General features: G+C 69.2%; 30 protein-coding genes and 1 pseudogene. 17 read left to right on the plus strand and 14 right to left on the minus strand.

From position 1 onward, the window contains the following. Positions 1–13: 13 nt before the first annotated feature. Positions 14–1,411 (minus strand): MFS transporter, encoded by a 1,398-nt coding sequence (locus tag V5E28_RS29805; RefSeq protein WP_336211768.1) that lies wholly within the window; start codon positions 1,409–1,411, stop codon positions 14–16. Positions 1,412–1,501: 90 nt separating this feature from the next. Between V5E28_RS29805 and V5E28_RS29810 the strand changes: the two genes are divergently transcribed. Then, a complete protein-coding gene (locus V5E28_RS29810) occupies positions 1,502–2,086 on the plus strand; it encodes a TetR/AcrR family transcriptional regulator (protein WP_336211770.1) in 585 nt (194 codons plus the stop codon). 498 nt (positions 2,087–2,584) lie between these two features. On the opposite strand, the gene V5E28_RS29815 is transcribed toward V5E28_RS29810, so the two are convergent. Continuing rightward, positions 2,585–3,547: a VOC family protein gene (locus V5E28_RS29815; protein ID WP_336211772.1), complete on the minus strand. Its 963-nt coding sequence runs from the start codon at positions 3,545–3,547 to the stop codon at positions 2,585–2,587. A 97-nt stretch (positions 3,548–3,644) separates the two neighbouring features. Between V5E28_RS29815 and V5E28_RS29820 the strand changes: the two genes are divergently transcribed. The 7 genes from V5E28_RS29820 (at position 3,645) to V5E28_RS29850 (ending at position 8,679) form a co-directional block, all read left to right on the plus strand. Continuing rightward, complete coding sequence (locus V5E28_RS29820; protein WP_336211773.1) at positions 3,645–4,244, plus strand: TetR family transcriptional regulator; 600 nt, start codon at positions 3,645–3,647, stop codon at positions 4,242–4,244. An 88-nt stretch (positions 4,245–4,332) separates the two neighbouring features. Further along, a complete protein-coding gene (locus V5E28_RS29825; protein ID WP_336211774.1) occupies positions 4,333–4,782 on the plus strand; it encodes a helix-turn-helix transcriptional regulator in 450 nt (149 codons plus the stop codon). A 5-nt stretch (positions 4,783–4,787) separates the two neighbouring features. Then, positions 4,788–5,198 carry a VOC family protein gene (locus V5E28_RS29830; protein ID WP_336211776.1) on the plus strand — a complete coding sequence of 137 codons (411 nt, stop codon included), beginning with the start codon at positions 4,788–4,790 and terminating at the stop codon, positions 5,196–5,198. 186 nt (positions 5,199–5,384) lie between these two features. Beyond that, a complete protein-coding gene (locus tag V5E28_RS29835) occupies positions 5,385–7,772 on the plus strand; it encodes an excinuclease ABC subunit UvrA (RefSeq protein WP_336211777.1) in 2,388 nt (795 codons plus the stop codon). Positions 7,773–8,051: 279 nt separating this feature from the next. Further along, positions 8,052–8,249: a hypothetical protein gene (locus tag V5E28_RS29840; RefSeq protein ID WP_336211779.1), complete on the plus strand. Its 198-nt coding sequence runs from the start codon at positions 8,052–8,054 to the stop codon at positions 8,247–8,249. Beyond that, positions 8,234–8,437, plus strand: a complete 204-nt coding sequence (locus V5E28_RS29845; protein WP_336211781.1) for a hypothetical protein — start codon at positions 8,234–8,236, stop codon at positions 8,435–8,437. The genes V5E28_RS29840 and V5E28_RS29845 overlap by 16 nt, the downstream gene beginning before the upstream one ends. 59 nt (positions 8,438–8,496) lie before the next feature. Then, positions 8,497–8,679, plus strand: coding sequence for a hypothetical protein (locus V5E28_RS29850; RefSeq protein WP_336211782.1), 183 nt, complete (start codon positions 8,497–8,499; stop codon positions 8,677–8,679). Between the two features lie 70 nt (positions 8,680–8,749). Here the strand turns inward: V5E28_RS29850 and V5E28_RS29855 are convergent, their stop codons facing one another. The 5 genes from V5E28_RS29855 to V5E28_RS29875 all read right to left on the minus strand — a co-directional run bounded on the left by V5E28_RS29855 (position 8,750) and on the right by V5E28_RS29875 (position 12,467). Beyond that, positions 8,750–8,971, minus strand: a complete 222-nt coding sequence (locus V5E28_RS29855; protein ID WP_336211784.1) for a hypothetical protein — start codon at positions 8,969–8,971, stop codon at positions 8,750–8,752. Between the two features lie 109 nt (positions 8,972–9,080). Then, on the minus strand, positions 9,081–9,491 hold the full coding sequence (locus tag V5E28_RS29860; protein WP_336211785.1) for a VOC family protein: 411 nt from the start codon (positions 9,489–9,491) through the stop codon (positions 9,081–9,083). Between the two features lie 10 nt (positions 9,492–9,501). Then, complete coding sequence (locus tag V5E28_RS29865; protein ID WP_336211786.1) at positions 9,502–9,942, minus strand: helix-turn-helix transcriptional regulator; 441 nt, start codon at positions 9,940–9,942, stop codon at positions 9,502–9,504. 260 nt (positions 9,943–10,202) lie between these two features. Further along, positions 10,203–11,693, minus strand: a complete 1,491-nt coding sequence (locus V5E28_RS29870; RefSeq protein ID WP_336211788.1) for a phosphoesterase — start codon at positions 11,691–11,693, stop codon at positions 10,203–10,205. 294 nt (positions 11,694–11,987) lie between these two features. After that, positions 11,988–12,467, minus strand: coding sequence for a hypothetical protein (locus V5E28_RS29875; RefSeq protein WP_336211789.1), 480 nt, complete (start codon positions 12,465–12,467; stop codon positions 11,988–11,990). A gap of 195 nt (positions 12,468–12,662) precedes the next feature. Between V5E28_RS29875 and V5E28_RS29880 the strand changes: the two genes are divergently transcribed. From V5E28_RS29880 to V5E28_RS29900, 5 genes are all read left to right on the plus strand, one after another. Further along, positions 12,663–12,821 carry a hypothetical protein gene (locus V5E28_RS29880; RefSeq protein ID WP_336211790.1) on the plus strand — a complete coding sequence of 53 codons (159 nt, stop codon included), beginning with the start codon at positions 12,663–12,665 and terminating at the stop codon, positions 12,819–12,821. 200 nt (positions 12,822–13,021) lie between these two features. Beyond that, a complete protein-coding gene (locus V5E28_RS29885; RefSeq protein ID WP_336211792.1) occupies positions 13,022–13,348 on the plus strand; it encodes an FAD/NAD(P)-binding protein in 327 nt (108 codons plus the stop codon). Between the two features lie 567 nt (positions 13,349–13,915). Next, complete coding sequence (locus V5E28_RS29890) at positions 13,916–15,055, plus strand: RNA polymerase sigma-70 factor (RefSeq protein ID WP_336211793.1); 1,140 nt, start codon at positions 13,916–13,918, stop codon at positions 15,053–15,055. Between the two features lie 80 nt (positions 15,056–15,135). Beyond that, positions 15,136–16,317, plus strand: a complete 1,182-nt coding sequence (locus tag V5E28_RS29895; protein WP_336211794.1) for an NAD(P)/FAD-dependent oxidoreductase — start codon at positions 15,136–15,138, stop codon at positions 16,315–16,317. A gap of 75 nt (positions 16,318–16,392) precedes the next feature. Continuing rightward, positions 16,393–16,548 (plus strand): hypothetical protein, encoded by a 156-nt coding sequence (locus V5E28_RS29900; RefSeq protein ID WP_336211796.1) that lies wholly within the window; start codon positions 16,393–16,395, stop codon positions 16,546–16,548. A 35-nt stretch (positions 16,549–16,583) separates the two neighbouring features. Here the strand turns inward: V5E28_RS29900 and V5E28_RS29905 are convergent, their stop codons facing one another. Both V5E28_RS29905 and V5E28_RS29910 read right to left on the minus strand, forming a co-directional pair. After that, positions 16,584–17,021, minus strand: a complete 438-nt coding sequence (locus V5E28_RS29905; protein ID WP_336211798.1) for a nitroreductase family deazaflavin-dependent oxidoreductase — start codon at positions 17,019–17,021, stop codon at positions 16,584–16,586. A 389-nt stretch (positions 17,022–17,410) separates the two neighbouring features. Next, positions 17,411–18,553: a serine hydrolase domain-containing protein gene (locus V5E28_RS29910; protein ID WP_336211800.1), complete on the minus strand. Its 1,143-nt coding sequence runs from the start codon at positions 18,551–18,553 to the stop codon at positions 17,411–17,413. Positions 18,554–18,656: 103 nt separating this feature from the next. Here V5E28_RS29910 and V5E28_RS29915 point away from each other — a divergent pair, with 103 nt between their 5' ends. Continuing rightward, positions 18,657–19,196, plus strand: a complete 540-nt coding sequence (locus V5E28_RS29915; protein WP_336211802.1) for a PadR family transcriptional regulator — start codon at positions 18,657–18,659, stop codon at positions 19,194–19,196. A 151-nt stretch (positions 19,197–19,347) separates the two neighbouring features. Here the strand turns inward: V5E28_RS29915 and V5E28_RS29920 are convergent, their stop codons facing one another. Further along, a complete protein-coding gene (locus V5E28_RS29920; protein WP_336211804.1) occupies positions 19,348–19,929 on the minus strand; it encodes a TetR/AcrR family transcriptional regulator in 582 nt (193 codons plus the stop codon). Positions 19,930–20,025: 96 nt separating this feature from the next. On the opposite strand from V5E28_RS29920, the gene V5E28_RS29925 reads away from it, so the two are divergent. Beyond that, a complete protein-coding gene (locus tag V5E28_RS29925; protein WP_336211806.1) occupies positions 20,026–20,898 on the plus strand; it encodes an NAD(P)-dependent oxidoreductase in 873 nt (290 codons plus the stop codon). A gap of 74 nt (positions 20,899–20,972) precedes the next feature. Then, positions 20,973–21,962, plus strand: coding sequence for a S66 peptidase family protein (locus tag V5E28_RS29930; RefSeq protein WP_336211807.1), 990 nt, complete (start codon positions 20,973–20,975; stop codon positions 21,960–21,962). A gap of 32 nt (positions 21,963–21,994) precedes the next feature. Here the strand turns inward: V5E28_RS29930 and V5E28_RS49665 are convergent. Continuing rightward, a pseudogene (locus V5E28_RS49665) lies at positions 21,995–23,033 on the minus strand (serine hydrolase domain-containing protein). After that, on the minus strand, positions 23,030–23,524 hold the full coding sequence (locus V5E28_RS29945; RefSeq protein WP_336211809.1) for an FBP domain-containing protein: 495 nt from the start codon (positions 23,522–23,524) through the stop codon (positions 23,030–23,032). The pseudogene V5E28_RS49665 and the gene V5E28_RS29945 overlap by 4 nt, the downstream one beginning before the upstream one ends. A 71-nt stretch (positions 23,525–23,595) precedes the next feature. Between V5E28_RS29945 and V5E28_RS29950 the strand changes: the two genes are divergently transcribed. Next, entirely contained in the window at positions 23,596–24,210 is a 615-nt protein-coding gene (locus tag V5E28_RS29950; protein WP_336211811.1) for a TetR/AcrR family transcriptional regulator, read from the plus strand. 117 nt (positions 24,211–24,327) lie between these two features. Here V5E28_RS29950 and V5E28_RS29955 read toward each other — a convergent pair whose 3' ends face one another. Then, complete coding sequence (locus tag V5E28_RS29955; RefSeq protein WP_336211812.1) at positions 24,328–24,570, minus strand: DUF2188 domain-containing protein; 243 nt, start codon at positions 24,568–24,570, stop codon at positions 24,328–24,330. 42 nt (positions 24,571–24,612) lie between these two features. After that, complete coding sequence (locus tag V5E28_RS29960) at positions 24,613–25,086, minus strand: hemerythrin domain-containing protein (RefSeq protein ID WP_336211814.1); 474 nt, start codon at positions 25,084–25,086, stop codon at positions 24,613–24,615. Positions 25,087–25,218: the final 132 nt, after the last annotated feature.

Genomic DNA, 25,218 nt, shown 5'->3' on the forward strand with positions numbered 1-25,218 from the left:
CACGACCGGCTGCTCATCGGCCTGCGCCGGCCCGCCCGGGTGTCAGGACGGCGGTCACCGCCGCTGCCGCGACGGCGGCGAGCGCGGCGAGGACGAAGCCGTTGCTGAACCCGGAAAGGGTATCTGTGGTGAGGCTGGCCGCCGCCACGCTGGAGATGACCGCGGCTCCGATGGAGGCACCGAACTCGTGGAACGTGCTGACGATGCCGGAGGCGATGCCGGATTCGTGCGGGGCCACCTGACCGAGGGCGGTCGCCGAGGCCACGACGAAGATCGCGCCGGTCCCGGCGCCTGCTATCGCCATACCGGCCACCACTATCGCGGGGTGCATCGACAGCGCGGGCATGGCCATGCCGATCGCGGCGGCGAGCAGCCCGGCCACGCCGAGCCGGCGCGACCCCGCCTTGGCGATGGCCCGGCCGGTGAGGTTGGCCCCGAACATCGTCGCTCCCGCGACCGGCAGGAACAGCAGCCCTGTCTGCAGCGTGCCGAAACCCTGTGCGTGCTGGAAGTAGAACGTGCCGAGGAAGAACACCGCGATCATCAGGGCGGTGGCCATCAGGATGAGGAACGTGCCGGTGGCCACCGGGCGCCGGGCCAGCAGTGCGACGTCCATCAGCGGTGACCGGGCGGTCTTCTGCCTTGTCACGAACGCCAGGTAGCCGATCCCGGCCGCCAGGACGAGCCAGCCCGTCGTGGCGGTGAACCATCCGTGGTCTCCGGCGCGGGTGATCGCGTAGATCAGGACGCCGGATGAAGCGGTGACCAGCAGGGCGCCGAGCACGTCGAGCCGGGGCCGGGGCGCGGCGACACTCTGGCGCGGCAGCATCCGGGCGAGCGCCGCGACGATCACCAGTCCGATGGGCACGTTGACGTAGAACACCCATGGCCAGCCTGGGCCGGCGGTGAGCAGTCCTCCCAGAATCACGCCGAGGGCCGCGCCGCCACCGCCGAGCGCGGACCAGACCCCCAGGGCCTTGTTCCGCTCGTCACCGTCGAACAGGCGCACCACCAGTGACAGGGCCGACGGAGACAGCAGCGCCGCGCCGAGTCCCTGCGCGATGCGGCCGCCCAGCAGCATGTCGGCCGAGCCGGCTAACCCGGTCACCAGTGACGCCGCCGTGAAGATCAGCAGGCCGGCGAGGACCACCCGCCTGGCCCCGATCAGGTCGGCGATCCGCCCGCCCAGCAGCATCAGGCCGCCGAACGTCAGCGTGTAAGCGGTGACCGTCCACGTCACGGCCTGGCGGCTCAGGCCCAGGTCGGTCTCGATGTGGGGCAGTGCGATGGCCACGACGGTGACGTCGAGGATCAGTATCAGCTGGGCCACCCCGAGGAAACCCAGGATGCGCCATCGCAACGGATGAGGCGAACCACCCTGCGCGGATGGGTCGTGGATCTGTTCGGTCATCGAACACCTCTCACCATAAGTCGTACTCCGATGTACGACTTCCAACGGTGACAGTAACACGTACATTCCCGTACGAGTTAAGCTGGTGGCATGCCTACCGCCGCCGGCCCGCGTCGCCGCGCAGACGCCGAACGCAACATCGCCCGCATCGTCTCCGCAGCACGCGAGAGCCTCGGCACTGATCCGCACGCGAGCATCGACGACATCGCCAAGGCCGCCGGAGTAGGCCGGATGACGCTCTACGGTCACTTCCGCAACCGGGCGGAGCTGGTCGAAGCCGCCCTGGCCGAAGCGCTGCGCGCCGGCGAGGAGGCACTGTCGGCCGTCGACCTCGGCGGCGACGCGCAAGACGCCCTGACCCGGCTGCTCGACTCCAGCTGGGCCCTGGTGGTCGAATCGATGTCACTGCTGGCGGCAGCCCAGGGAACCCTTCCCGTCGGGCGCATCCGCGAGCTGCACGCCGCCCCTGCCCAGCGCGTCGAAGAACTCATTCGCCGCGGTCAGGACGAAGGCGCGTTCCGTACCGACCTGCCGATCACCTGGCTGGTCAGCGTCGTGCACCACGTCATGAAAGGCGCCGCGGAGGAGAACCGCGCCAAGCGCCTGAAGACAGAGGATGTCGCCCACGTCGTCACCGCGACGGTGCTATCCATCCTGGCCGCCCCCCACGCGTGACGCCGCCCCCGGCGAACTGCCGGGAACTGGGCTAGCCTTTTCGGGACATCGGTCGCGTCCCGGAGGTGTTCATGCAGCAAAGCAAGGTCACGGTCGCCGTCTCGACGCGAGGGCGCGCCCGCTAAGCAGCTGGTCGACGCTCCTCGCTTCGAAGCGGTCTTCGATCCCATGACCGTTTCCTTTGCTGAGGTCTCTGTTTTGCGTGCTCTCATGTCCGCGCGTCTCGGCGCGGACTTCTCCAAGCTGTGGACCGCCTCGGCGGTGTCCAACGTCGGCGACGGCGTGCCCTGGGGGATCGTCGTGGCCACCCAGTTCCAGCAGGCGGTGCCGGACGAACTACGCGGACTGGCCGGCAGCGTCTACGCCCTCACCCAGGTGGGCGGCGCCGCAGCCGGATCGCTGCTCGGCGGGTTGATCGCCCAGGCCGCGCCGCTCTGGGCAGCCGCTGCCGCCGTGACCGTCATCGCAGCGGCCGCCTGGCGTCCGCTGCGTGCCGCTTCAGTCTTCCTGACGGAAGACGACGGCGGTGCCCAGCGCGGCGTCGGCCGGCACGAACACCTCACCGCGGCCGGTGCGGGTGATCGGGACGTCGTTGTCGTGCAGGAGCCGCTCGGTGGCGGTGAGGTCGCGTACGGACACCGCGTACGCGACGAACGCCGGCAGGGTCGCCGGGCGCTTGCCGGGCAGCAGGGAGGCGAGCGCTGATGCGGCCACGACGGTGACGCCGGCCTGGTCGAAACGCGCCACCTGGCCAGCTGCTCCCTGGCCGAAGTAGGTGCCGAAGCGCCGCTCCAGCTCGGGCAGCGCCGGGTCGGCGACGCACAGCACGCATTCGACCAGCCCGGTCGCACCGTTGGGATGACCGGTGCGCTGCCGGTCCTCAAGCACCCCCAGAGGGGTGTTCTCGGCGAACCCGATCCTGCCTTCCGGCACGCGCCCCGGAGGCAGATCGGGCTCGGAGATCTCCAGGTAACGGACGGGCTCCATCGTGGTCCCCGCGCTGGTCTCGACAGGTCGCTGGATGGCGTGCACACCGCCGTGGCCGACGCCGGCCGCGGTGAGCCGCGCCGCGACCCGGTCGATGTCCGGTGTGTCGGCGATCACGATGTGGACGCCCTGGAAACGGTGCAGAAAGGACGCGATGCTGGCGGCGGTGGCGCGGATGGCGGCCATCAGCCCCGGCAGCTGGTCGTCGGGCACCTGCAGCGGGATCGGCCGGGCTTCGCCGGGCATGCGGCCGGGATCTTCGATGACGGCCACCAGCTCGATGAAGTTGCCGGGGAAGTACACATGGGTGTTGGCCACCCCGAACGGCTCGGCGGGGCCTCCCGGAACGCGCGGCAGGACGGGGAAGGCGGGTGCCGGCACGGTGAAGCCGAGTCGCCGATAGAGCTCGCTCGCCTGGTTCAAGTCCCGCACGATGTGGCCCACGTGATGCAGGCCGTTGACGTCGTTGCCCATGACGGGCCTCCTCCGTTGTCGTAGGTGCGTCAAAATGTGAGAGTGAGCTTTCTTTTGAAGGTATACCCTCAATTGCGTGCACGGTAGGATTTCGCGCATGGGTGACGGTGGGCTACGCGAACGCAAGAAGGCCAAGACCAGAGAGGCGATCCTGCGCGAAGCGTTCAGGCTCTTTCGTGAGCGCGGCTACAGCGCCACCACTGTCGAGCAGATCGCCGAGGCCGCAGAGATCTCTCCCGCCACCTTCTTCCGCTACTTCCCGACCAAGGAGCATCTGGTCACGCTCGACGGCTTCCCGCCTCTCGTCGAGGCCCTGGCCGCTCAGCCGCCGGGCGCGCCCGTCACCGTGCTGCGCGGCGCGTTCCGCACGGCGTTCGCCGCCCTGTCCGCCGAGGAGATCGCCGCGGGACACGCCCGGGAGGTGTTCGCGGCCACCGTGCCCGAACTGCTGGTGGCCAACCTGCGCAGAAGCCCGGGCCTGATCCGTGAGGTCAGCCAGATCGTGGCGGACAGGGCCGGATGCGGTGCGGACGACCCGCGGATACGGAACGCCACCGGTGCGGTCTTCGGGGTCGTGGCCATGGTCTGGCTGCACTGGGCACAGGACCCCGGCATGGACGGACCCGCCGAGATCGACAGGGCGCTGGCAGACCTGGAGGCCGGCCTGGCTGCCGGGCCTCTTCGATCGGGGACGTAGCAGCCTGTGAGGCGTGCCGTCGGACGCGGAGTGGGTGGGACGAGAGCGGCGCTTGGCAAGTCCGGTGCGGCGTGGCACGATCGCGCAGGTGGCCAGCAGACCCGCCGCGGCGCAGCACCTGCGCGACCTCGCGCTGCTGCGCCGCGTTCGCGACCGGATCGACCGGGAGTACGCGCAACCGCTGGACGTCGAGGCGCTCGCCCGCGGGGTGAACATGTCGGCCGGGCACCTCAGCCGCCAGTTCCGGCTCGCCTACGGCGAGTCGCCGTACGCCTATCTGATGACCCGGCGCATCGAGCGCGCGATGGCGCTGCTGCGTCATGGCGAGCTCAGCGTCACCGAGGTCTGTTTCGCGGTCGGCTGCGCGTCGCTGGGCACCTTCAGCACCCGCTTCACCGAGTTGGTCGGTGTCCCGCCCAGCACGTATCGGGGCCAGACGGCTCGCGTGACGGCGGAGATGCCGTCGTGCGTCGCGAAACAGGTGACCAGACCGGTCAGGAATCGAGAAGCGCGGGTCACGCAGCCGCAACTAGCGTGACTGCCATGGACATCACCATTCACGCGAGCTTCCTGCCGCATGACGATCCGGACGCCTCGTTGGCCTTCTATCGTGACGCCCTCGGCTTCGAGGTCCGCCACGACGTCGGATACGAGGGGATGCGCTGGATCACGGTCGGCCCGGCCGACCAGCCCGGCACGTCCATCGTCCTGCAGCCGCCTGCCGGTGACCCCGGCATCACCGACGACGAGCGCCGCACCATCGCCGAGATGATGGCCAAGGGCACCTTCGCCGGCATCATCCTGGCCACCCCCGACCTCGACCGCACCTTCGAACGGGTGCAGGCCAGCGACGCCGAGATCGTCCAGGAACCGACCGAGCAGCAGTACGGCGTACGCGACTGCGCCGTCCGCGACCCGGCCGGCAACCTGATCCGCATCCAGGAACTACGCTGAGCCATCCCGCGATCGTGCCGCCCGCTGCCGCTCCGGCCGCGCGCCGGTTGGCCTGAGTGCAGAGCCGCCACGGGGCCGAAGCGAAGAAGAATCAGACATACTGCTCGAAGCTGGTTAGATCGGGCCAGGCGACGCCGCCGGAGACCGCGAAGGCGGCTCCTCATAAGAGATGGAGACACGATAAGCATGGCCACGAGGACGGACACGCAGTCGCCTGCGCTGCACGTTGCCGACATTCACGATGTGATCCGCGTGCACGGCGCGCGCGTGAACAACCTCAAAGACGTCAGCATCGAGATCCCCAAGCGACGGCTGACGGTGTTCACCGGCGTCTCCGGCTCGGGCAAGAGCTCGCTGGTGTTCAGCACGATCGCCGCGGAGTCGCAGCGGCTGATCAACGAGACCTACAGCGCCTTCGTCCAGGGCTTCATGCCGACGCTGGCGCGGCCCGAGGTCGACGTGCTCGAAGGGCTGACAACCGCGATCATCGTCGACCAGCAGCGGATGGGTGCCGACCCCCGCTCCACCGTCGGCACCGCCACCGACGCCAACGCGATGCTCCGCATCCTCTTCAGCCGGCTCGGGCAGCCGCACATCGGCTCGCCCCAGGCGTTCTCCTTCAACGTCGCCTCGATCAGCGGAGCCGGCGCGGTCAACATCGAGCGCGCCGGGAAGACCGTGAGGGAGCGTCGCGACTTCAGCATCACCGGCGGCATGTGCCTGCGCTGCGAAGGCCGGGGCACGGTCTCCGACATCGACCTCACCCAGCTCTACGACGACTCCAAGTCGCTCGCCGAGGGCGCGTTCACCATCCCCGGCTGGAAGTCGGACAGCTTCTGGACGGTGCGGGTCTACGCCGAGTCGGGCTTCGTCGACCCGAACAAGCCGATCCGCAAGTACACCAAGAAGGAGCTCAACGACTTCCTCTACAGGGAGCCGGTCAAGGTGAAGGTCGACGGCGTCAACCTCACCTACGAGGGGCTGATCCCCAAGATCCAGAAGTCGTTCCTGTCCAAGGACAGGGAGGCGATGCAGCCGCACATCCGGGCGTTCGTGGACCGGGCGGTCACCTTCACCACCTGTCCCGAGTGCCATGGCACCCGGCTCAGCGAGGCCGCCCGCTCCTCGCGGATCGGCGGGATCAACATCGCCGACGCCTGCGCGATGCAGATCAGCGACCTGGCCGACTGGGTCCGCGGCCTCGACGAGCCGTCGGTCGCACCGCTGCTCGCCAAGCTGCTGCACACCCTCGACTCGTTCGTGGAGATCGGGCTGGGCTACCTCTCGCTCGAACGGCCGGCGGGCACGCTGTCGGGCGGTGAGGCACAGCGCACCAAGATGATCCGCCACCTCGGCTCCGCGCTCACCGACGTGACCTACGTCTTCGACGAGCCCACCATCGGCCTGCACCCCCACGACATCCAGCGGATGAACGAGCTGCTGATGCGCCTGCGGGACAAGGGCAACACGGTGCTCGTCGTCGAGCACAAGCCGGAGGCGATCGCGATCGCCGACCACGTCGTCGACCTCGGCCCCGGCGCCGGTACGGCAGGCGGCACCATTTGCTACGAGGGGACCCTGGAGGGCCTGCGGGGCAGCGGCACCATCACCGGCCGCCACCTCGACGACCGGGCCGCCCTCAAGGAGACGCTGCGGACGCCCAAGGGCACGCTGGAGATCCGCGGCGCCACCCGCCACAACCTCCAGGACGTCGACGTCGACATCCCGCTCGGGGTGCTCTGCGTCGTCACCGGCGTCGCCGGCTCCGGCAAGAGCTCGCTGATCCACGGCTCCATCCCCGCCGGCGCGGGTGTCGTCTCGGTCGACCAGGGAGCGATCAAGGGCTCACGGCGGAGCAACCCGGCGACCTACACCGGACTGCTCGACCCGATCCGCAAGGCGTTCGCGAAGGCCAACGGCGTGAAGCCGGCGCTGTTCAGCGCCAACTCAGAAGGCGCCTGCCCCAACTGCAACGGCGCCGGCGTCATCTACACCGATTTGGGGATGATGGCCGGCGTCGCCACCACCTGCGAGGAGTGCGAGGGGAAGCGGTTCCAGGCGGCGGTGCTGGACTACCACCTCGGCGGGCGCGACATCAGCGAGGTGCTCGCGATGTCGGTGAGCGAGGCCGAGGAGTTCTTCGGGGCCGGCGAGGCGCGCATCCCGGCCGCGCACGCCATCCTCAACCGGCTCGCCGACGTCGGGCTCGGCTACCTCAGTCTCGGCCAGCCGCTCACCACGCTGTCCGGCGGCGAGCGGCAGCGGCTCAAGCTGGCCACCCACATGGCCGACAAGGGCGGCGTCTACGTCCTCGACGAGCCGACCACCGGCCTCCACCTCGCCGACGTCGAGCATCTGCTCAGCCTGCTCGACCGGCTCGTCGACGCCGGCAAGTCGGTCATCGTCATCGAGCACCACCAGGCGGTCATGGCGCACGCCGACTGGATCATCGACCTCGGCCCAGGCGCCGGCCACGACGGCGGCAAGATCGTCTTCAAGGGCATCCCCGCCGACCTCGTCGCCGCCCGGTCCACCCTCACCGGCGAGCACCTCGCGGCCTACGTCGGCACCTGACCGAGGCCCTCGCGGACACCGTGAGACGAGCTCTCGTCTCGGCGTCTCACGGTGCCGTCCGGGCAGGTCATGTCCGCGATCCCCGGGCGGCTCAGGTTGCCGGGGTCGCGATCCGCGTACTGCTGCTCGGTCGGTTCCTGTAGGCGTGGTCGCGTCGTCCCCCTGCCCGACATCGCCGCACAAGGGCTGACATTGATCTATCACTTCTCGTGCAGTTGAATAATCGGGTTACCACCATGGGCGCCCCGGTGAACGAGCACTGCATCCTACAGCGGAGCGGTGACGGCCGAGGCCGACGGCGTCCGGCTCACCACGCCGGTGGGCGCGGTGCGCGACGTCCCCAAGTTCGACCTGACCATCCGCACCCTGGACAGGGACGGCAAGCCGCGCACCCCGACGGCCATGAGCGTCGTCGACGTCGACGGCACCAAGGGGGGCTCGGCCCGTACCGCATCGACGACGTGGGCGTGGTCGTGACCCGGGTCCCCGCGGGCACCGTCAGCGTGCTCCAGGTGCTCGACTGGGTGGACGGCGACGACCGCGCCAACCGGGGCTGGCTGTTCGACCCCGAGCTCACCATCACCGGCGACACCGAGATCACCCTCGACGCCCGCGACGGCCCGAGGATCTCGCTGGCAAGGACCTGCGCGGAGCACTCGTCCTGATCGACGCCGAGCCTGCCGAGGGCATCTTCGGAGTGCAGTGCGGCCTGCAGGTCGAGCGCGTGGGGCCGATCAGGGACGCCGGCGCCGCCGGCATCCTGGCCTTCAACGAGCAGCGCTCCTCCTGCCCGATCCCGCCGGCCATCTCGCAGAAGCCGTTCAGCGGGCCGATGCCGCCGGTCGGCATCCCCGGCTCCACCGCGTCGACTTCGAGGTGCACGCCGGGCCGTACACGAAGTACATGAACTCGCGCAGCACGTGGAAGACCGACGACGTCTCGTACACGGTGACCAACTCGAACTACCTGCACTGGTCCTACCCGCTGCCGAACCGCCGGTCCCAGTGGGTCTGGCCGCTCGACCCCACGATCGTGAGCCAGGCGGGAATGTCCGCGCTCATCACGCCCGATCCGGCCGAGGAACTGGAGGAGACCCGCTTCCGCGCCGACGTCTTCGACAAGCCGGGAAGCACGCGGCAGCAGTGGTTCGCCACGCCGAGCACGCCGGGCGCCGCGACCGCCTCCGACAAGGTGTACAAGCTTGGCGATCCGGACGCCGCGCCGCTCGAGAAGCTCGTGATCGGGCTGCCTGCGCGATGCACGCTTGATCTTGATAACCGGAGGACCCCGGCGGTCACCCGCTTGCGGCTACGCCTTCGGCTCCTGCGAGATCCGCACCATGTTGCCCGAGGGGTCGCGGAACGCGGAGTCGCGCGGGCCCCAGGGCTGATCGATGGGCTCCTGCAGGACCTCGGCGCCAGATTCCCGCACCTTTTCGAAGGTCGCGTCGAGATCGTCTGTCCGGAAGACGATCATCGGCAGAACGCCCTTGGTGAGCAGCTCCTGGAGGACGTCGCCGTCGGCCTGGGATCGGCCGGCGTGCGGCTCGGAGAGCACGATCTCGAGGCCAGGCTGGGTCGGGCTGCCGAGGGTGACCCAGCGGAATTCACCGGAGGCGACGTCGTTGCGCACCTCGAGGCCGAGCGCGTCGCGGTAGAAGGTGAGCGCCTCGTCCACGTCATTGACAGTGATGTGGCAGTACTGGAGTGCGATGGTCATGCGGCCAACGCTAGGCGGCGGCTCCGCGTTGCGCTTCTCGAATCCTGCTCGGCGTGTCCCTGGTCGGCCGGGTATGCACCTTCGCCACGCACGGGGGCATCGCCGTCACGGCGCGGTGCTCGCTGGCGCGGTAGGCGCTCGGCGTCTCCCCGACGATCTCGGTGAATCGCGAGCTGAACGAGCCGAGCGAGGTACAGCCGACCGCCATGCACGCGTCGGTCACGCTCATACCCGTGCGCAGCAGCGCCATCGCCCGCTCGATGCGGCGGGTCATGAGGTAGCTGTACGGGGTCTCGCCATAGGCCGCCCGGAACTGCCGCGAGAAGTGCGCCGGCGACATGAGCGCCCTGTGAGCCATCGTCGGCACGTCGAGCGGACGTGCGTACTCCCGGTCGATCAGATCCCGCGCCCGTCGCAGGTGCGCGAGGTTGGCGAGGTCTTGCGAGGTCATGGGGGGAGGGTATCACCGCTCTGTGAAGATGCCGCTGACCTGCGGGGATGCGGGGGAGCCGCGCGGAGCGAGGCGCTTGCCGCCCGGCCGCGTCCCGGCGTTCGGGTGGGCCGGGCTCGGAGTCGATTCGGGCGTCCCCGCCCGTCCTGGACCCGCCGAGATCGGCCTGCGCCACCTCGCAGGCCGAACCGGCCGATCACAGCGGCTGTGACGAAACGTACCGTCACCGGTCACGCCCTTCACGCCAAGGTGGCTCCCACCTAGCGGACGCGGACGAAGACGGGGTTGGAGTAGAACCACAGGTCTTCCCAGGGGCTCTCCTTGCCGTCGGCGAGCGGCTCCATCTCGTCGGTGCCGGTGCCGCGCACCCGGATGTAACTGTCCTTGTCCACATCGCGCAGGGTGTACGTGATGACGTGGTCCTGACCCTGCCGACGCCAGTCGCGTCTGCCGAAGCGGGCCACGACCTTCGTGGTGGGGTTGGTGTCGGCGTCGAGGTCGGCGCCCACGCCCGTGACCTGACCGACGATCAGGTCCACGCGCTGCACCTCCGGGTGGTCGCCGTTGGCGTTCGCGCGGTCCAGCGGCCGAAACCGGATCTCGACCTCGACGTCGGTCCGGTTGCGGCTGCTGACGGTGAGAGTCTCGCCCACGGTGGCCTCGCGGCCTTGGTTCCTGGCCGTGACGTCGAGGGCGGTGATCAGGTCGCCGGTGGCGACGAAGATCCGGCCGTTGCGCAGGGCGTCCATGACGTCGCCGTAGTCCTGGCGGGCCATCACGTAGGTCTTGCTGTACTCGCCCGGCCAGAAGTCCGCACCGCCGCGGGTCCAGTGCACGTGCGAGTCGGAGGTCGCGGTGATCCACCAGTGCCGGCCCTCGCCGAGCAGCGAGTCCCACAGGCCGCCGACCCGGGCGGTCATCTGGTCGAAACCTCCGTAGGTGGGGTGGTTGCCGTAACCGCCGCGTGCCCCGCCGTTCAGCGGGCCCGCCTGGTGGCCCGGCGCGCCCTCGAACCCGACGTAGACGTCGGGCGCGGCGTTGTTGCCGTTGCGGAACTCCCGAGGGGTGTCCTGGCCCCACACGCCCAGACCGGTCGCCGAGCGCGACGTGTGGTGGGCGATCACCAGCGGCTTCTGCCGCATGCCCCGTGCGGCCTTGAGGAACTCCACCATCTTGGCCTCGGTGTCGCGGCCCGGGTCGGAGGGGAAGGCGTCGTGCTTGGCGAAACGGCTCTCCAGCTCGAACAACTGCTGGGCCTCGTCGGCGTGGTGCGGGATCATCAGCGTGTGGTGGTCCAGTGCCGGGGCGTCGAACTCCATGCCCCAGAACTGCAGCACCTCGGGCACGAGCACGCGCGAGCGCAGCAGGTCGGGGTAGGCCTGCTCCAGGTTGACCTTCGAGTGCGTCGGGCCGCCGTGGTCGGTGCACATCGCCCAGGTCAGACCGAAGTGCTTGGCCATGATCGCGTTGGTGACGATCGGGTAGACCGCGTCGGCGCCCTTGTGGAACGTCGGCGGGTTCGTCTTGGTGTCGAACTCGCCGCTGTACTCCGAGTGGACGTGGTGGTCGCCCGCGCGCCACATCCGCCCGTTGCCTCTGTCGCCGAACCTGCGCTCGGCGTCGGCCTGCGCCGGGGTCCCGCCCATCAGGGGAGCCGCGGCGGCCAGCGTCGCACCGACACCGGCGTACTTGACCAACCGACGCCGCGAGAGCCCGGAAAGCTGGGACTCTTCGTCGTTCTTGTCCTTCACGGTGGAGCCTTTCGTCCTGCTGCGAGGCGGGGTGCCGACGGCTGAGTGTTCAGGAGCACGCTGAACGCAGCATGAACGGAGATCGGGACAGTCGAGAACAAATCCGGCACGCCTAAGCACCGTTGCGGCCGACATCGTCTGGCCGTCACGGTGAGCCCCAGAAAGTCGCTCCGCAGGACATGGAACGCGACCTCGACGACATCCTCGGCCCGGACCGCGCCGCCACGGTAAGTCGCCCCCGCCAGACGCGGCTTCTCGTTCCGATGCTCCGCGAGCGGCGATGGGAAGCGGCGGTCAGTGACGCTCGGCGAACAGCCGCGCGACGAGCTCACCCCGGCTGGAGACACCCGCCTTGCCGAAGGCGTGGCAGGTCAGCCACTGGCCGTCGACGGTGCGGATGCGTACCCGGGCGCTGCCCCGATCGCGGCCGCGGGCGATGGCCCGCGCCTGCAGGGCCGTGCCGACCACCCAGATGGGCAGTCTCAGGCCAAGCGCCGACGGGACGGACGGGCCGTCCGGCAGCAGCGCGAGATAGTGGCGCGCCTCCTCGTTGAGGGACGTGGCCTCGCCGTACTCGTCGAAGAGCAGCAGCCCCGGCGCCGAGCCTCGGATCGCGCCGCCCGGCTCGGAGGGACGGGCGAACCGGCGCAGCCGGTCGGCGAGCGGCCCGGACAGGCTGGCGAGCAACGCGACCTCGTCCGGGCCGAACGCCGCGCCCGGCCGCATGCGGAAGAGGCTGACCACACCCCACGGCCGCTCGCCGATCCGCAACACGGCGCGCAGCTCGCGTCCACGCCCGGGGCGAGCAGGCGGCGGAAGCGGGCGATGCGCGCAGGCAGGTCGCCGGTGGCCGCGCGCAGACCGGCCGCCGGGACGGCGGCCCTGGCCAGGTCCCGGAACGCCAGGACGTTCTCCTCCAGGAACTCGCTCTCCCAGTAGGCGCCGCAGTCCTCGCCGGAACCCAGATTCATGACCAGCATGGGCGCCGTGACCAGGCCGGTCTCGGGGTCCGTGGCCGTCCACACGGCCGCGTCGTACGGAACGAACCGCCGCAACCTGTCCGAGGCGCGGCTGAACAGCTCCAGCGCGTCGCCGGCGCGCTCCGCGGCCGACATCACCTCGGCCTGACGGCGCCGGTCGGTCATCGGGCCTCCTCCTGTGATCGGGACGCCGCCGAGCTTGCCCGATCCTCCACTCGCGGCCAACCCCTCAGTTGAGGGGGCCACGGTTGGCGGGGAGCGTCGGCCGCCGGTCCCCTGGAACGGGGGATGGGGCTCGGCTCCGGCGAGCGTGAGGCTCGAGGTCCTGACACGCGACGAAGGGAAGACATGGACATCGCAATCGTCGGAGCGGGCGCCGCCGCGGTCGCTCTGCTGGATCGGCTGGCGGCCACCGCCGCGGAGGCTGGCGGCGTCACCGTGTTCGAGCCGTCGGCGAACCTGTGGCGGGGCCGTCCGTACGGGCCCGACCTGGACGCCGTGCTGGTCAACGCGCCACCCGCCATCATGTCGATCCGCCACCTGGATGCCGGGCACTACGCGGCCTGGCTGGGTGAGCGCGCCCCCGCCCACCTCGACGCCCTGCTGGGACAGCCGCTGGTTCCTTGGCGACCAGCGTGGCCTCGCCCATGGTGCCGGTCAACGCGTCCGTCCTGATGCGGTTGTTCGACAGCGGACAACTCACCGTCGCCGCGGGAGTTCGCGAGGTCGAAGTGGCGCGGGGGCGGTTCCGGGTGCGCTGCGACGTCGGTACATGGGACGCGGACGTCGTCGTCAACGCCGTGAACCCGCCGCCGCAGTCCGTGCCGCACGCGGCCGGTCAGCTGGTCGGCTCCCTGCTGGCCGGCGGGCTCGCGGCGCTGCACCCCGCCGGTGGGCTGGTCCCGGCCGACCCGCGCCTGAACGTGGTCGGGGACCTCGCCGGCGGCGGCTCGTTCATCACCTCCAGCATCCCGGGCGTCGCCGCCCACACCGCCCACGCCGCCCACGCCGCCCGGGCAGCCCAGGCCGCACTCGGGCATGAGAGAGCTGATCCCGCAGGGCCGTTGTCCGGGTTCGCGGGCGTTTGTGGTTGCCTAGGACTGGCCGGTGAGGATTCGCCGCAGGACCTGCCCGTCTGGGGCGCTTGCCCAGGTCCATGTGGCCGACCGCTGTCCCGTGGACTGGCCGGACGACCCCGGCGGCCGGCTGACGTCCGCCGAGCTGGCGTCGGCCTGGATCGCGGTGCGGGCGGACGGCGTGCTCGGGTACATGGGGCTGACCCGGGACGCGGAGAGATCACGACGATCGGTCGCTGCAGGCCTGCCGGCCGAACGTCCTGATGTCGCCGCCCGCATCGCTGGCCACGGTCTGACACGGGTGATCCAGGGTGTATGGGGCGAGTGGACGCCGCCTGCGCACATGACCGATCATGGGGCAATGTCGCTCCGCACGCACGAGGTCGATCTGTTCGAGAGCTCCAGGGGCCGCATGGAGGCGATCGCCTACCGGCTGCTGGGATCGGCCGGTGATGCGGAGGACGCGGTGCAGGATACGTACCTGCGCTGGCATGCGGCGGACCGGGAACGGATCGAGACGCCCGAAGCGTGGCTGACGAAGGTGCTCACCAATCTCTGTCTCAATCAGCTCACCTCGGCGCGGGCCAGGCGGGAGACCTACGTGGGGCAGTGGCTCCCTGAGCCGGTGCTGGACGGAGATCGGATACTTGGTCCCGCCGACACCCTCGAGCAGCGCGAGTCGGTCTCCATGGCGATGCTCACCCTCATGGAGCGGCTGTCCCCCAATGAGCGCGTGGTGTATGTGCTGCGCGAGGCGTTCGGGTACGCGCACCGCGAGATCGCGGAGATTCTGGACATCACCGAGTCGAACTGCCAGCAGATCTACCGGCGTGCCAAGCAGCATCTGGCCGTCGAACGATCCCGCACGGAGATCGATGCGGTCGCCGCGCGGAAGATCGTCGAGGAGTTTCTCGCCGCGGCCCTCAGCGGCGACACCGAGCCGCTGATCCGGCTGCTCGCCGACGACGCGGTCAGCATGGCCGACGGCGGCGGCAAGGTTCACGCCCGCAGGACCCCGGTCATCGGAGCGACGGGCATCGCGAAGTACCTGCGTGCTCTCTTCCAGCCGAGCGATGCCAAGCGAGCCTTCGTCGGTGGCAGTCCCGCCTTCTACGCCGTCGTCGTCAACGGCGGTCCTGCCGTGCTGGCCGAGGTCGACGAGCAGGTCATCGGCGTGTTCTGCCTCGATGCGACCCCCGGCGGTCTGGCGTCGATCCACATCCAGGTCAACCCGGACAAACTTCAGCGCATCGCGCGCCAGTGGGCGGCCGCTGGACCCCATCGCCCGCTGGTGGTGAATTGGTGACCCAGATCACACTCGTTCGCTGTCAGGGATCGCGCGCCTGTCCGGTTCAGGAGGTGAAAGCAACCAGATAGGAGCGAGCCATGAAGCATCGCATCGTCGTCCTGGGAGCCGGGTACGCCGGAGCCAACACCGCCGGTCGCCTCGCCAGGCGGCTGCACCGCGACGACATCGAGATCACCCTGGTCAACGGCGACCCGGAGTTCGTCGAACGGGTGCGCATGCACCAGCTCGCGAGCGGGCAAGATCTGCAGCCTCGCCCACTGCGCGACCTCTACGCGGGCACCGGCGTCCAGGTCCGGACCGCGCGGGTCACCGCTGTCGATGTGGAAGGCAAGACCGTCGATCTCGGCGGTGAGACCCTCGCCTATGACACCCTCGTGTACGCCCTGGGCAGCGCCATCGCCGATCACGGCGTCCCCGGTGTCGCAGAGCACGCCTACAACGTGGCCGGCAAGCAGGCCGCTCTCCGGCTGCGGGCGCGCCTGAGCGAGGTGAAGCCCGGTGGGACCGTGCTGATCGTGGGCGGCGGCCTGACCAGCGTCGAGGCAGCCACCGAGATCGCCGAAGCCCACCCGGACCTTGAAGTCGCGATCGCCGCCCGCGCCCGCGTCGGCGGCTGGCTCAGCGACAAGGCCCAGCGCCACTTGCGCGGCGCCTTGGACCGGCTCGGCATCACGGTCCACGACCATGCCGACATCACGCGCGTCGAAGCGAACGGCGTGGTCACCGGTGCAGGCAGAAGGATCCGGGCCCAGGTGACCGTGTGGACCGCGGGTTTCACAGTGCACCCGATCGCGGCCGCCACCACCCTTGAGGTGTCCGACAGTGGCGGGATCGTCGTCGACGCCAGTATGCGATCGGTCTCGCACCCCGATGTGTACGCCGTCGGCGACGCCGCGCTCGCCGAAGGAGCGGGTGGCAAGCCGCTGCGGATGTCCTGCGCCTCGGCGAACCCGATGGCGTGGCTGGCAGCCGACGTCATCGCCGCGCGCTTGACCGGTCGCAAGGTTCCCGAGACCACGATCGGCTACTCCTTGCAGTGCATCAGCCTGGGACGCCGCGATGGAATCATCCAGCGCGTGACCTCCGACGATCAGGTCACGTCCACCGTCATCACGGGCCGGACCGCCGCCCGCATCAAGGAGATGATCTGCGCCAGCGCGGCCTGGAGCATCTCCCATCCGACCATGATGATGCCGAGCCGCCGCCGCCACCTCGCGGTCACCGACGCAGTGGAGACCCAACTCCTCACCCGGTCATGACGAAGAGCGTTGCCGGCGTAGAGTTGCCGGGCGAGCGTGGTTGCCCGCTCGCCCGCCCGCTGAGTACGAGTCCGGATGGCGCTGCCATACGTGGCCGTTGTCGAGCGGATTCGGGTTCTTGCCGGACCTGGTGGCGAAGAGACGGTCGTCGAGGGCCTGGCCCGCGTGGTCGACGCCTTCCTGGCCATGCTCGGTGGCGGGAACGCCGGAAAGATGATCGTCAAGGTGTGACGCGGCCGTGGTGACGGACGCGAGACCGAAGATCGTCAGCCGGCACTGGAACCGGCCCGTTCCAGCACCACTACCGGAATCGCCCTGCTGGTCTTCGTTCGATATCGCTCGTAGTCCCCCCAGAGTCCCGCCATCATCTCCCACAGGCGTTGTCGTTCCTCTCCCTCCGCCTCCACGGCCGTCACAGCGAACTGTTCCGCCCCCACCTGCACGTGCGCAGACGGTTCGGCGAGCAGGTTGAGATACCAGGCGGGGTGCGTGTCCGCACCTCCGTTCGATCCCACGACGACCAGCCGCTCACCGTCCGTTCCGTAGATCAGTGCCGTCCTCCGTGGCAGGCCCGACCTTCGCCCCCGCGTGATGAGCAGCAGCGTCGTCACCCCCCACCGTCGGTGTCCCTTGCGCCCGTCCGTCTCGACGTACTCCTTGATGTGCTTGGAGACCCAATCGATCGGGCTGTCCGTGGGGTTCATCGAAGAGTCCTCCATAGGCGGTGCTTGCGGCCTTCGAAGTCGAAGATCCGTGAAGCGTGCTGCGACTCCAGGTCCGCCGCGTTGGCTTTCCCGTATATGCCGTACACGTCGTAGGCAGCATATAGGCAAGGGTGATCAAGATGGTGGCTCCGGGCGTGGTCGCCGGACCTGGAGGCCGCACTCGGGCCTGAATCGCGCGTTTGGGCCCGGCGTGCGAGACCGGAGACCGGCCTTGGGGATCGGCGCGAGAGAACGGCCACTGTGGCTGCCGCACCATAATGGACCCGAATTTCGTCACGGGTTTCATCACGCCGGAATCCCTCGGCGTCGGCGATGTGCCGGCCGGTGCGAGCGGCGCAGAGGACGGCGTTCATCGGGAGAGATCGGCCTCACGTTCGCCAGATGCTCAGGCACCGCGCCATGAACCGGAAGGGGATGGCCTGCCCCTTGGTCTGGTCGACGGTGCCCGCCAAGTGCAGGTCGAGCTCCGGACAGTGGAAGAGCCAGGTCCCGGTGACCCCCGAGTGGCCGACGAGCGTGACAGGGCGGCGCCCCGGTGACATGAGCCGGCCGACCTTGAAGAACATGGTGCCCAGTCCGTACCGGAGGATGGGGATGTTGCGCAGCCGGTTGCGCCGCTCGGTGAGCAACTCCAGTGAACGGGCGTCACCGAAGAGTTCACCGTCAAGCAGCGCTCGCTGAAAGGTGAGGAGGTCGCCGGTGGTGCTGAACAGGTCGTTGGAGGACTCGATCGTCGAGGTCAGCTCCACGCGGCGCTGTTTCGCGTAGAGCGGCGAGGGCGCCGGGGTCGCCGGATCTGGCGGGCGATGTCCTGGGAGCCAGGTGTGCGTCAGACCGAGCGGACCGAGGATCCGTTCGGTCAGCAGATCGGCGAACGACCGATCGGTCACCGTCTCCACGATGCGGATGAGCAACTGGAAGCCGGTGTCGGAGTAGCGGGCCTTCTGCCGGGTGGCGGTGAGGTCCTGCGGCTCGAAGTGCGGGCGCTGCTGCTCGCGCGTGATCCGCATCGCGTCCTCGAAGGTCCAGGCCAGATCCTGACCGGCGGCGAGGTGCTCACGCAGGCTGCGGCCTTCGCGACGCTTCTCGAAGTAGTCGGGCAGCCCGGACGTGTGACTCGCGAGGTGGCGTACCGTGATCGCGGACGTCCGGTCGATCCCCCCGAGGACATGGAGTCCAGTGATCGTCTCCGCCGGAAGATAGCTGTCGATCGGCGCGGCCAGCTCGAGCTCGCCACGCTCGTGCGCCTGCAGCACCAGCGTGATGATGAAACGCTTGGTGACGCTCGCGATGAAGAACGGCGTATCGGGACGCGGCGGATGATCGTCGGCTCCGGCAGGGCCGGAGGCGGCGGACCAGCGCTGTTTCCCGTCGCCGCTTGTGACGGCGAGGTTGGCGTGGTGTACGCCGCGTTGCGCGACGAGGCTCTCCAGCAGGCCCGTCAGCCGCGCGTCGACGGCCGCCGGAACGTGAATGTCATGAGCACGGGTCGTGGCGAGCGGCGATGTCACGTGAATGCTCCTTGTCTCCGTGCCCTCGATTCGGTGCCGTTGGCGCCGATTTCTATATATCTACTAGACATGTCTATGAGAGGCAACAGTCTAGACTCGCGCCATGGCCCATGTGATCCTCGGTCTGCTCCTGATCGCCCCGCAGACCTTCTACGACCTCATCAAAGGATTCGAGGCAGGCGTCGCGCTCTTCTACAGCGCCAGCTCCGGCAGCATCAAACGCGCGCTGGACACCCTGCTCGCGCGGGGGTTCATCGAGGTCGCCAGCGTCGAAGCCGGAGGTCGGGGGCGGAAGGTGTACCGCCTGACCGACGCCGGTCGTGAGGAGTTCCGCGCGTGGATGACAGGGGAGCTGGCTGGGCCCGATCTGGAGACCGCGGCGCTGTCCAGGCTCTACTTCCTCGGTCTGCTGGAGCCGGTCGAACGCGTGCCGGTGCTCCGCCGCATCACGGCGCGCATCGAGACCGACCTCGCCACGCTCTCGGCCCTCGACAAGCACCTCGACACCCTGGACATTCCTGAGGAGCACCGCGACCTCGCCACCCATCAGCGCGCGACGCTCGACTACGGCATCGCCTCACACCGCTTCACGCTGGACTGGTTCCGCGACCACATCGACCGGCACGAGCCGCCGAACCACTGACACCGCACAGACGCGGTCCCCGCCCGTCGACATGCCCGCCACCTCGGTCACCTGGCGTGCCACGGGCGCCGGCCGGATCCTGCGCTTCGGCCAAGAGGCATCTGACGGATCTGATGGACGTTGAGTGATCGCTCAGCTGGGAGGACTCGACTCATCGGTAGGAGTCGATGAGCACTGCGAGATGCCGGCCGGCGATCTCCAGCGGCGCCTCGCTCTGGGACACCTGCGCCGACAGCTCCGCGCCCTCCAGCATGTTGATCACGCTGTGGGCGAGGTCGTGCGCCACGTCGTCGGCGAAGCCGGCGCGGCTGAGCTTGTCGCGGACCAGCGTGCGCCAGTTCTCGTAGGCGTCCTCCGCGGCCTGCTGGATCTCGGGCACCCGGCCCGCGCTCTCCAGTGCGGTGGTGGTGACGGGACAGCCGTCCAGCCAGCCGGACTCGCGCAGCCCTCTCGCGAGGTCTCGGGTGCAGGCGACCATCGCCGCGGCCGGATCGTCCTCCTGGTCGAACGCCGCGCGCAGGAAGTCGGCGAATTCCCTGTCCCCGTGGCGGACCGCCTCGACCGCCAGCTCCCGCTTTCCGCCCGGGAAGAAGTGGTAGACCGAGCCCAGCGTGGCCTGGGCCTGCTGGGAGATCTGCTTGAGACCCGTCGCCTCGTACCCCTGCCGCTGCATCAGGCGGGAGGTCGTCCGGACGATCCGCTCCCGGGTGCCGACTTCGTGCTGGGTGCGCATGACTCCCACCTTACTGGATAGAGCGTTCGTTCTAATCGCGTGCTAGGGTCACCTTTCTAGATAGAGCGTTCGTTCTACTCGTGAGGAGATCGAGGAATGAAGTCTGTGACCGTGATCGGGCTGGGTCCCATGGGGCAGGCCATGGCCGGTGCCTACCTTGACAGCGGCTACGAGGTGACCGTGTGGAACCGCACGCCGGCCAGGGCGGACCAGCTGGTGGCGCGGGGCGCCAGGAGGGCGGAATCCGTCGAGGCGGCGCTCACCGCCAACGAGCTGGTGGTGCTCAGCCTGATCGACTACGACGCGATGGATGCCATCCTGGCGCAGGCGCCGGAGGCCGCCCTGGCCGGACGTACCCTGGCCAACCTCACCTCCGACACCCCGGAAAGGGCACGTCAGGCGGCCGCGCGGCTGGCCGAGCGCGGGGCCGTGCAGATCACCGGTGGCGTGCAGGTGCCGCCTCCGGGCATCGGCACGCCGGACGCCATGACGTACTACAGCGGCCCCGGGGACGCGATCGAGGCGCACCGGCCTGCCCTCGAGGTGCTGACCGGGATCGAATACCTCGGCGAGGACCACGGGCTGGCGGCGCTGTACTACCAGGTCGGGATCGACATGTTCTGGACGTCGCTGGTCGGCTACCTGCACGGGCAGGCGGTGGCGGAGGCCAACGGGATCTCGGCCGAGGACTTCCTGCCGCACGCCGTGAAAACCATGGACCTGCGCTATTTCCTGGAGTTCTACGCGCCACGCATCGCCGCGGGCAACCACGAGGGGGACGTCGACCGGATTTCCATGGGCGTGGCCAGCATGGAACACGTGCTGCGCACCACGCAGGCGTCCGGCGTCGATGACTCGCTCCCGGCCGCCGTCCTGAAGATCTTTCGTCAGGGTGTCACCGCCGGCCATGGCCAGAACAGCCTCACGAGCTTGATCGACGTGATGAAGCAGCGCCGATCCCGGGGGTGAGGAACCGGGGCCGGGCATGCCTGTCCGTTGAGCAGCGCGGGCGGTGATCGGCGCCGACGGTTACGCTTCCGACGATGCACGCGATCTTCCCGCCCAAGCTCAACAGAGGCGAAGTCGTACGAGTGGTGGCGCCGGCCTGCTCCCGCGCGATGGTGACGGAGCACGACCACACCGGCATCATCGAATCCCGCTTCGCCGAACTCGGCCTGACGCTGTCCTACGGTCGCCACGTCGACGAGCGGGATGCCTTCGACTCCTCCGGCATCGCCTCTCGGGTCGCCGATCTGCACGAGGCGTTCGCAGACCCCTCAGTGGCGGCGATCATGACGGTCATCGGCGGCTACAACTGCAACGAGCTCCTGCCGTTCCTGGACTGGGACCTGATCCGCGCCAACCCGAAGATCCTGTGCGGATACTCCGACATCACAGCCCTGCAGAACGCCATCCTCGCCCGGACCGGACTGGTCACCTACTCAGGGCCGCACTGGTCGACGTTCGGGATGCGCGATCACTTCGAGCAGACCCTGCAGTGGTTCACCGAAGTCATGTTCGGCGGCGATCCGATCGACCTGACTCCGGCGGCCGGGTGGAGCGACGATCTCTGGTTCCTCGACCAGGACAAGCGCGACCTGATCCCCAACGAGGGATGGTGGCCGATCCGGCCCGGCACCGCCGAGGGAAGGATCATCGGCGGCAATCTCTGTACGCTCAACCTCCTGCAGGGCACTCCGTACATGCCCTCGCTCGACAACGCGATCCTGATCGTCGAGGACGACTACGAATCACATCCAGCGACCTTCGCCCGGAACCTGACATCACTGCTTCAGCTTCCCGACGCCGTCGGCATCCGAGGGCTGGCGATAGGGCGCTTCCAGAAGGAAAGCCGCATGACCCGCTCGCTGCTGGAACAGATCATCGCCACCCAGCCATCTCTTACGGGCATCCCCGTGCTCGCCAACATCGACGTCGGCCACACCTATCCCTTGGCCACCTTTCCCGTCGGGGGTGCGGCCCATCTGACCGTCAACGGCGACGAGTCCGGCCTGACCTTGCGGCACCACTGATCGCAGCACCCGAACGCGCCGTACCAGCCGGCTCAACCGTCGGCCAGACACTCGCGCACAGCCGCGATCAGGCGGTTGGCGCGAGCGTCGCCGTGGCCGATCATGCGGTTGGCGACGTACGCGAAACCCACGCCGAACTCGTCGTCACCGAAGGCGAACTGTCCGCCCGCTCCGTCGTTGCCGAAGCTACGCCTCCCCAGCATCGGCCGGAAGGGCGAGTCGAGGAGGAAGCCCGAGCCCCAGCGCGCCCCGGCGTCGAAGCCCAGCCATCCCGTGCCGGAAGAGACCTCGCGGACCGCATCCGTCACGGTGTCCGGTGTGAGCAGCCGCTCCCGGCCCTCGACGCCGGTCACGGCCGCCGCGTACAGCCCGGCGAGGCTGCTCGCTGACGCCGTGGCGCCCGCTCCGGGCAACTCCATACCGAGCAACGCCGGGTCGTTCCAGCCGGGCACGGTTGTCCATCTCCTCGGCGGGCAGGCCGATCCAGGCCCGTAGCCCCAGCGGCTCGCCCACGGCACGGCGGAAGTACGCACCAGGGGTGAGCCCGGTGATGCGCCGGATGACCTCACCGATGAGGAACCCGAAGACGTGGCCGTGGTACTCGTATGCCGTGTCCGGCTCCCACAGCGGTTCCTGCTCCTCGACGGCGTGGATCACGGGTGTCCAGGCGGCGATCTCCTCGAAGCCGAGGACCCGGTCGAGGGCGGGCAGCCCGGCCCGGTGTCCGAGGACCATACGACACGTGATGGCCTCCTTGCCGTGCTGCGCGAACTCGGGCCAGTAGTGGCTCGCCGGGACGTCGAGCTCGAGGTGTCCCTCCTGGGCGAGGAGGTGGGCGCAGATGCTGACGATGCCCTTGGCGCAGGAGAAGACCGGCACGACCGTGTCCTCCGTCCACAGCCGGCCAGTCCGTCCGTCCGCGACCCCGCCCCACAGGTCCACGACCTTGCGCCCGTCGACGAACACGGTGACGGCCGCGCCGAGCTCGCCGTGTTCGTCGAAGTTTCGGGAGAAGGCGTCCGCGACCGCGCCGAACCGTTCGTCGGCCCATCCGCCGCGGCTCCGGTTCACGCCAGAACCTTGTCCAGGAATGCCGACAGCTTGGCCCTGGTGCGATCGATCTGCTCCTCCACCGTCAGGGACTCTTCGAGTCGCCCGCCCAGGTCGGGGATCTTCTTGCCGCGCACGTACAGGGAACAGGCAAGGTCGGTGCACACGTACGCGCCGACCGAGTTGTTGTCCCGGCCGGCCTGCCCCGCTCGCCGGGCGGTCATCAGCGAGACACCGCTGCCGGGATGCGTGGTCAGGCACAGGGAGCACATGCCGCGGTGGAGCCGCCCGCGCTGCTGGGCGACCACGCGGAGCGTCACCCCGACGACCTCGTCGCCTCGCTCGGTGACGACGTAGCCGCGATCGGGCGCGCCGGGGTCGCGCCAGCCCAGGAAGTCCAGGTCGTCCCAGGGCTGCTCGGCCAGGCTCCGCGGCAGCGTCAGCCGCTTGGCCTCACCCCGGGAGCAGTTGACGAAGGACGTACGGATGTCCTGTTCGGTCATTGCCTTCATGGCGCGGAACGCTACAATTCCTAGGAGTATTATGCAACTACCTATTAGCTCTAGGAAGCGTGGGGTGGCGAATGGCTCGTGCGGGACTGACAGCCGAGCGCGTGACGACGGCGGCCGCGGACCTGGCGGACGCGGTCGGGTTCGAGAACATCACCGTGTCCGCGCTGGCACGGAGCTTCGGGGTCAAGGACGCGAGCCTGTACGCGCACGTCAGGAACCTTCAGGATCTGAGGGAACGGGTCGCGATACAGGCCGGAGGGGAGCTGGCCGACCGCATCGCCGCGGCGGTCGCGGGCCGGGCCGGGAAGGACGCCATGGTGGCGTTCGCCAACGCCTACCGGGACTACGCGCTGGCCCACCCCGGCCGCTACGCGGCGACCCAGGCGGTCCAGCTGGACCCCGCCGTCCTCGCCGGCTCCACCGTCTACATCCGCACCATCGAGCTGACCCACGCGATGCTGCGCGCGTACAGGCTGGTCGAGCCGGACCTGACCGACGCGGGCCGCCTGCTGCGCAGCGCCTTCCACGGCTACATCACCCTCGAGGCCAACGGTGGATTCAGCCATTCCCGCGACGTGCAGAAGTCCTGGGAGCGGGCCCTTGACGGCCTCGATCTCCTGCTGGAGAACTGGCCTGCGGAATCGTCGCGTCACGCGGCGGAGGAGGAGGGGGTCCAGCCAAGGTGAGCCCATGAGCCACGACCGCGCGCAGGCTCCCGGAGTTCGGTGAGCTGGACGTGGCGGGCTTGCCGAAAGCGCGACAGGCAGGTGGCGCCGCACGCTGGGTGGTCCCCCTCGCCTCGATCAGCCCTTGGGCGGCACCGGGTCGTTACCAGGGGCGATCGTCCGCTGGTCGCGCACCTGGCCATCCGCGCCGTGGATACGCAACTCGCCGCCACCGTCGCGATGAAGGAGCTCGCTCGCACGCTTCACCGCTTCCGCCTGCGTGTCCGCGGTGAACAGCGCTCGTTCGCCGCCCGGCTTGGTGACGGCCCAGCTGCCGTCGGGGCGCTGAACGACGTCTCTGGAATTGGCCTGACCTGCCATGGGGGTACCTTTCTGGGGTTGTGAGAACGGGCAGCGGCGGTGTCACGCCTTGGCGCTCTTGATCGCCAGCGGATCGTCGGGGGCGTCCGCCTTGCCTTTGGCCATGCGTTCACCCAGTTCCTGCAATTCCTTGCGGCCCAGAGCCGCGCGGACCTGCGGGAACCAGTCCTTCTCCTCTTCTTCCACGTGGTGACGGACGTTCTCGATCAACACCGTCACCTTCGCGGTGAAGCGCTCGTCGGCGGGATCGAGGTCCTTCAGCTCCGACAGCATCCACACCACGACATGGTGCTCTTCGACGCTCTCGAGCACGTGGTCACTCGTTTCCGGGACCTTGGCGCGTGCTTCCGGGTAGAAGATCTCCTCTTCGATGTAGGCGTGCGTGACCAGTTCCTTGGTGATCGTGTCGACGAGTCGTCGTTTCTCGACGTGAGCGCGCTCGCCGGCCTGCTCGAAACGCTTGAACAACGCTTCGACGGTCTTGTGGTCCTCCTTGAGCAGCACGATGGCGTCCATGTCGTCCTTTCTGTGGGGTGCTCGCCGCCTTCCCCCGTCGGCCGGAACGAAACGGCAAGGTAACTCTCACCTTCGAGGTGGCTCGAAAACATGTTCGATGCATGGCAGGGTTCTCGTCGTGCTGGGCCCAAC

It is taken from the genome of Nonomuraea sp. LPB2021202275-12-8 (assembly GCF_037044575.1).
Lineage (GTDB): Bacteria > Actinomycetota > Actinomycetes > Streptosporangiales > Streptosporangiaceae > Nonomuraea.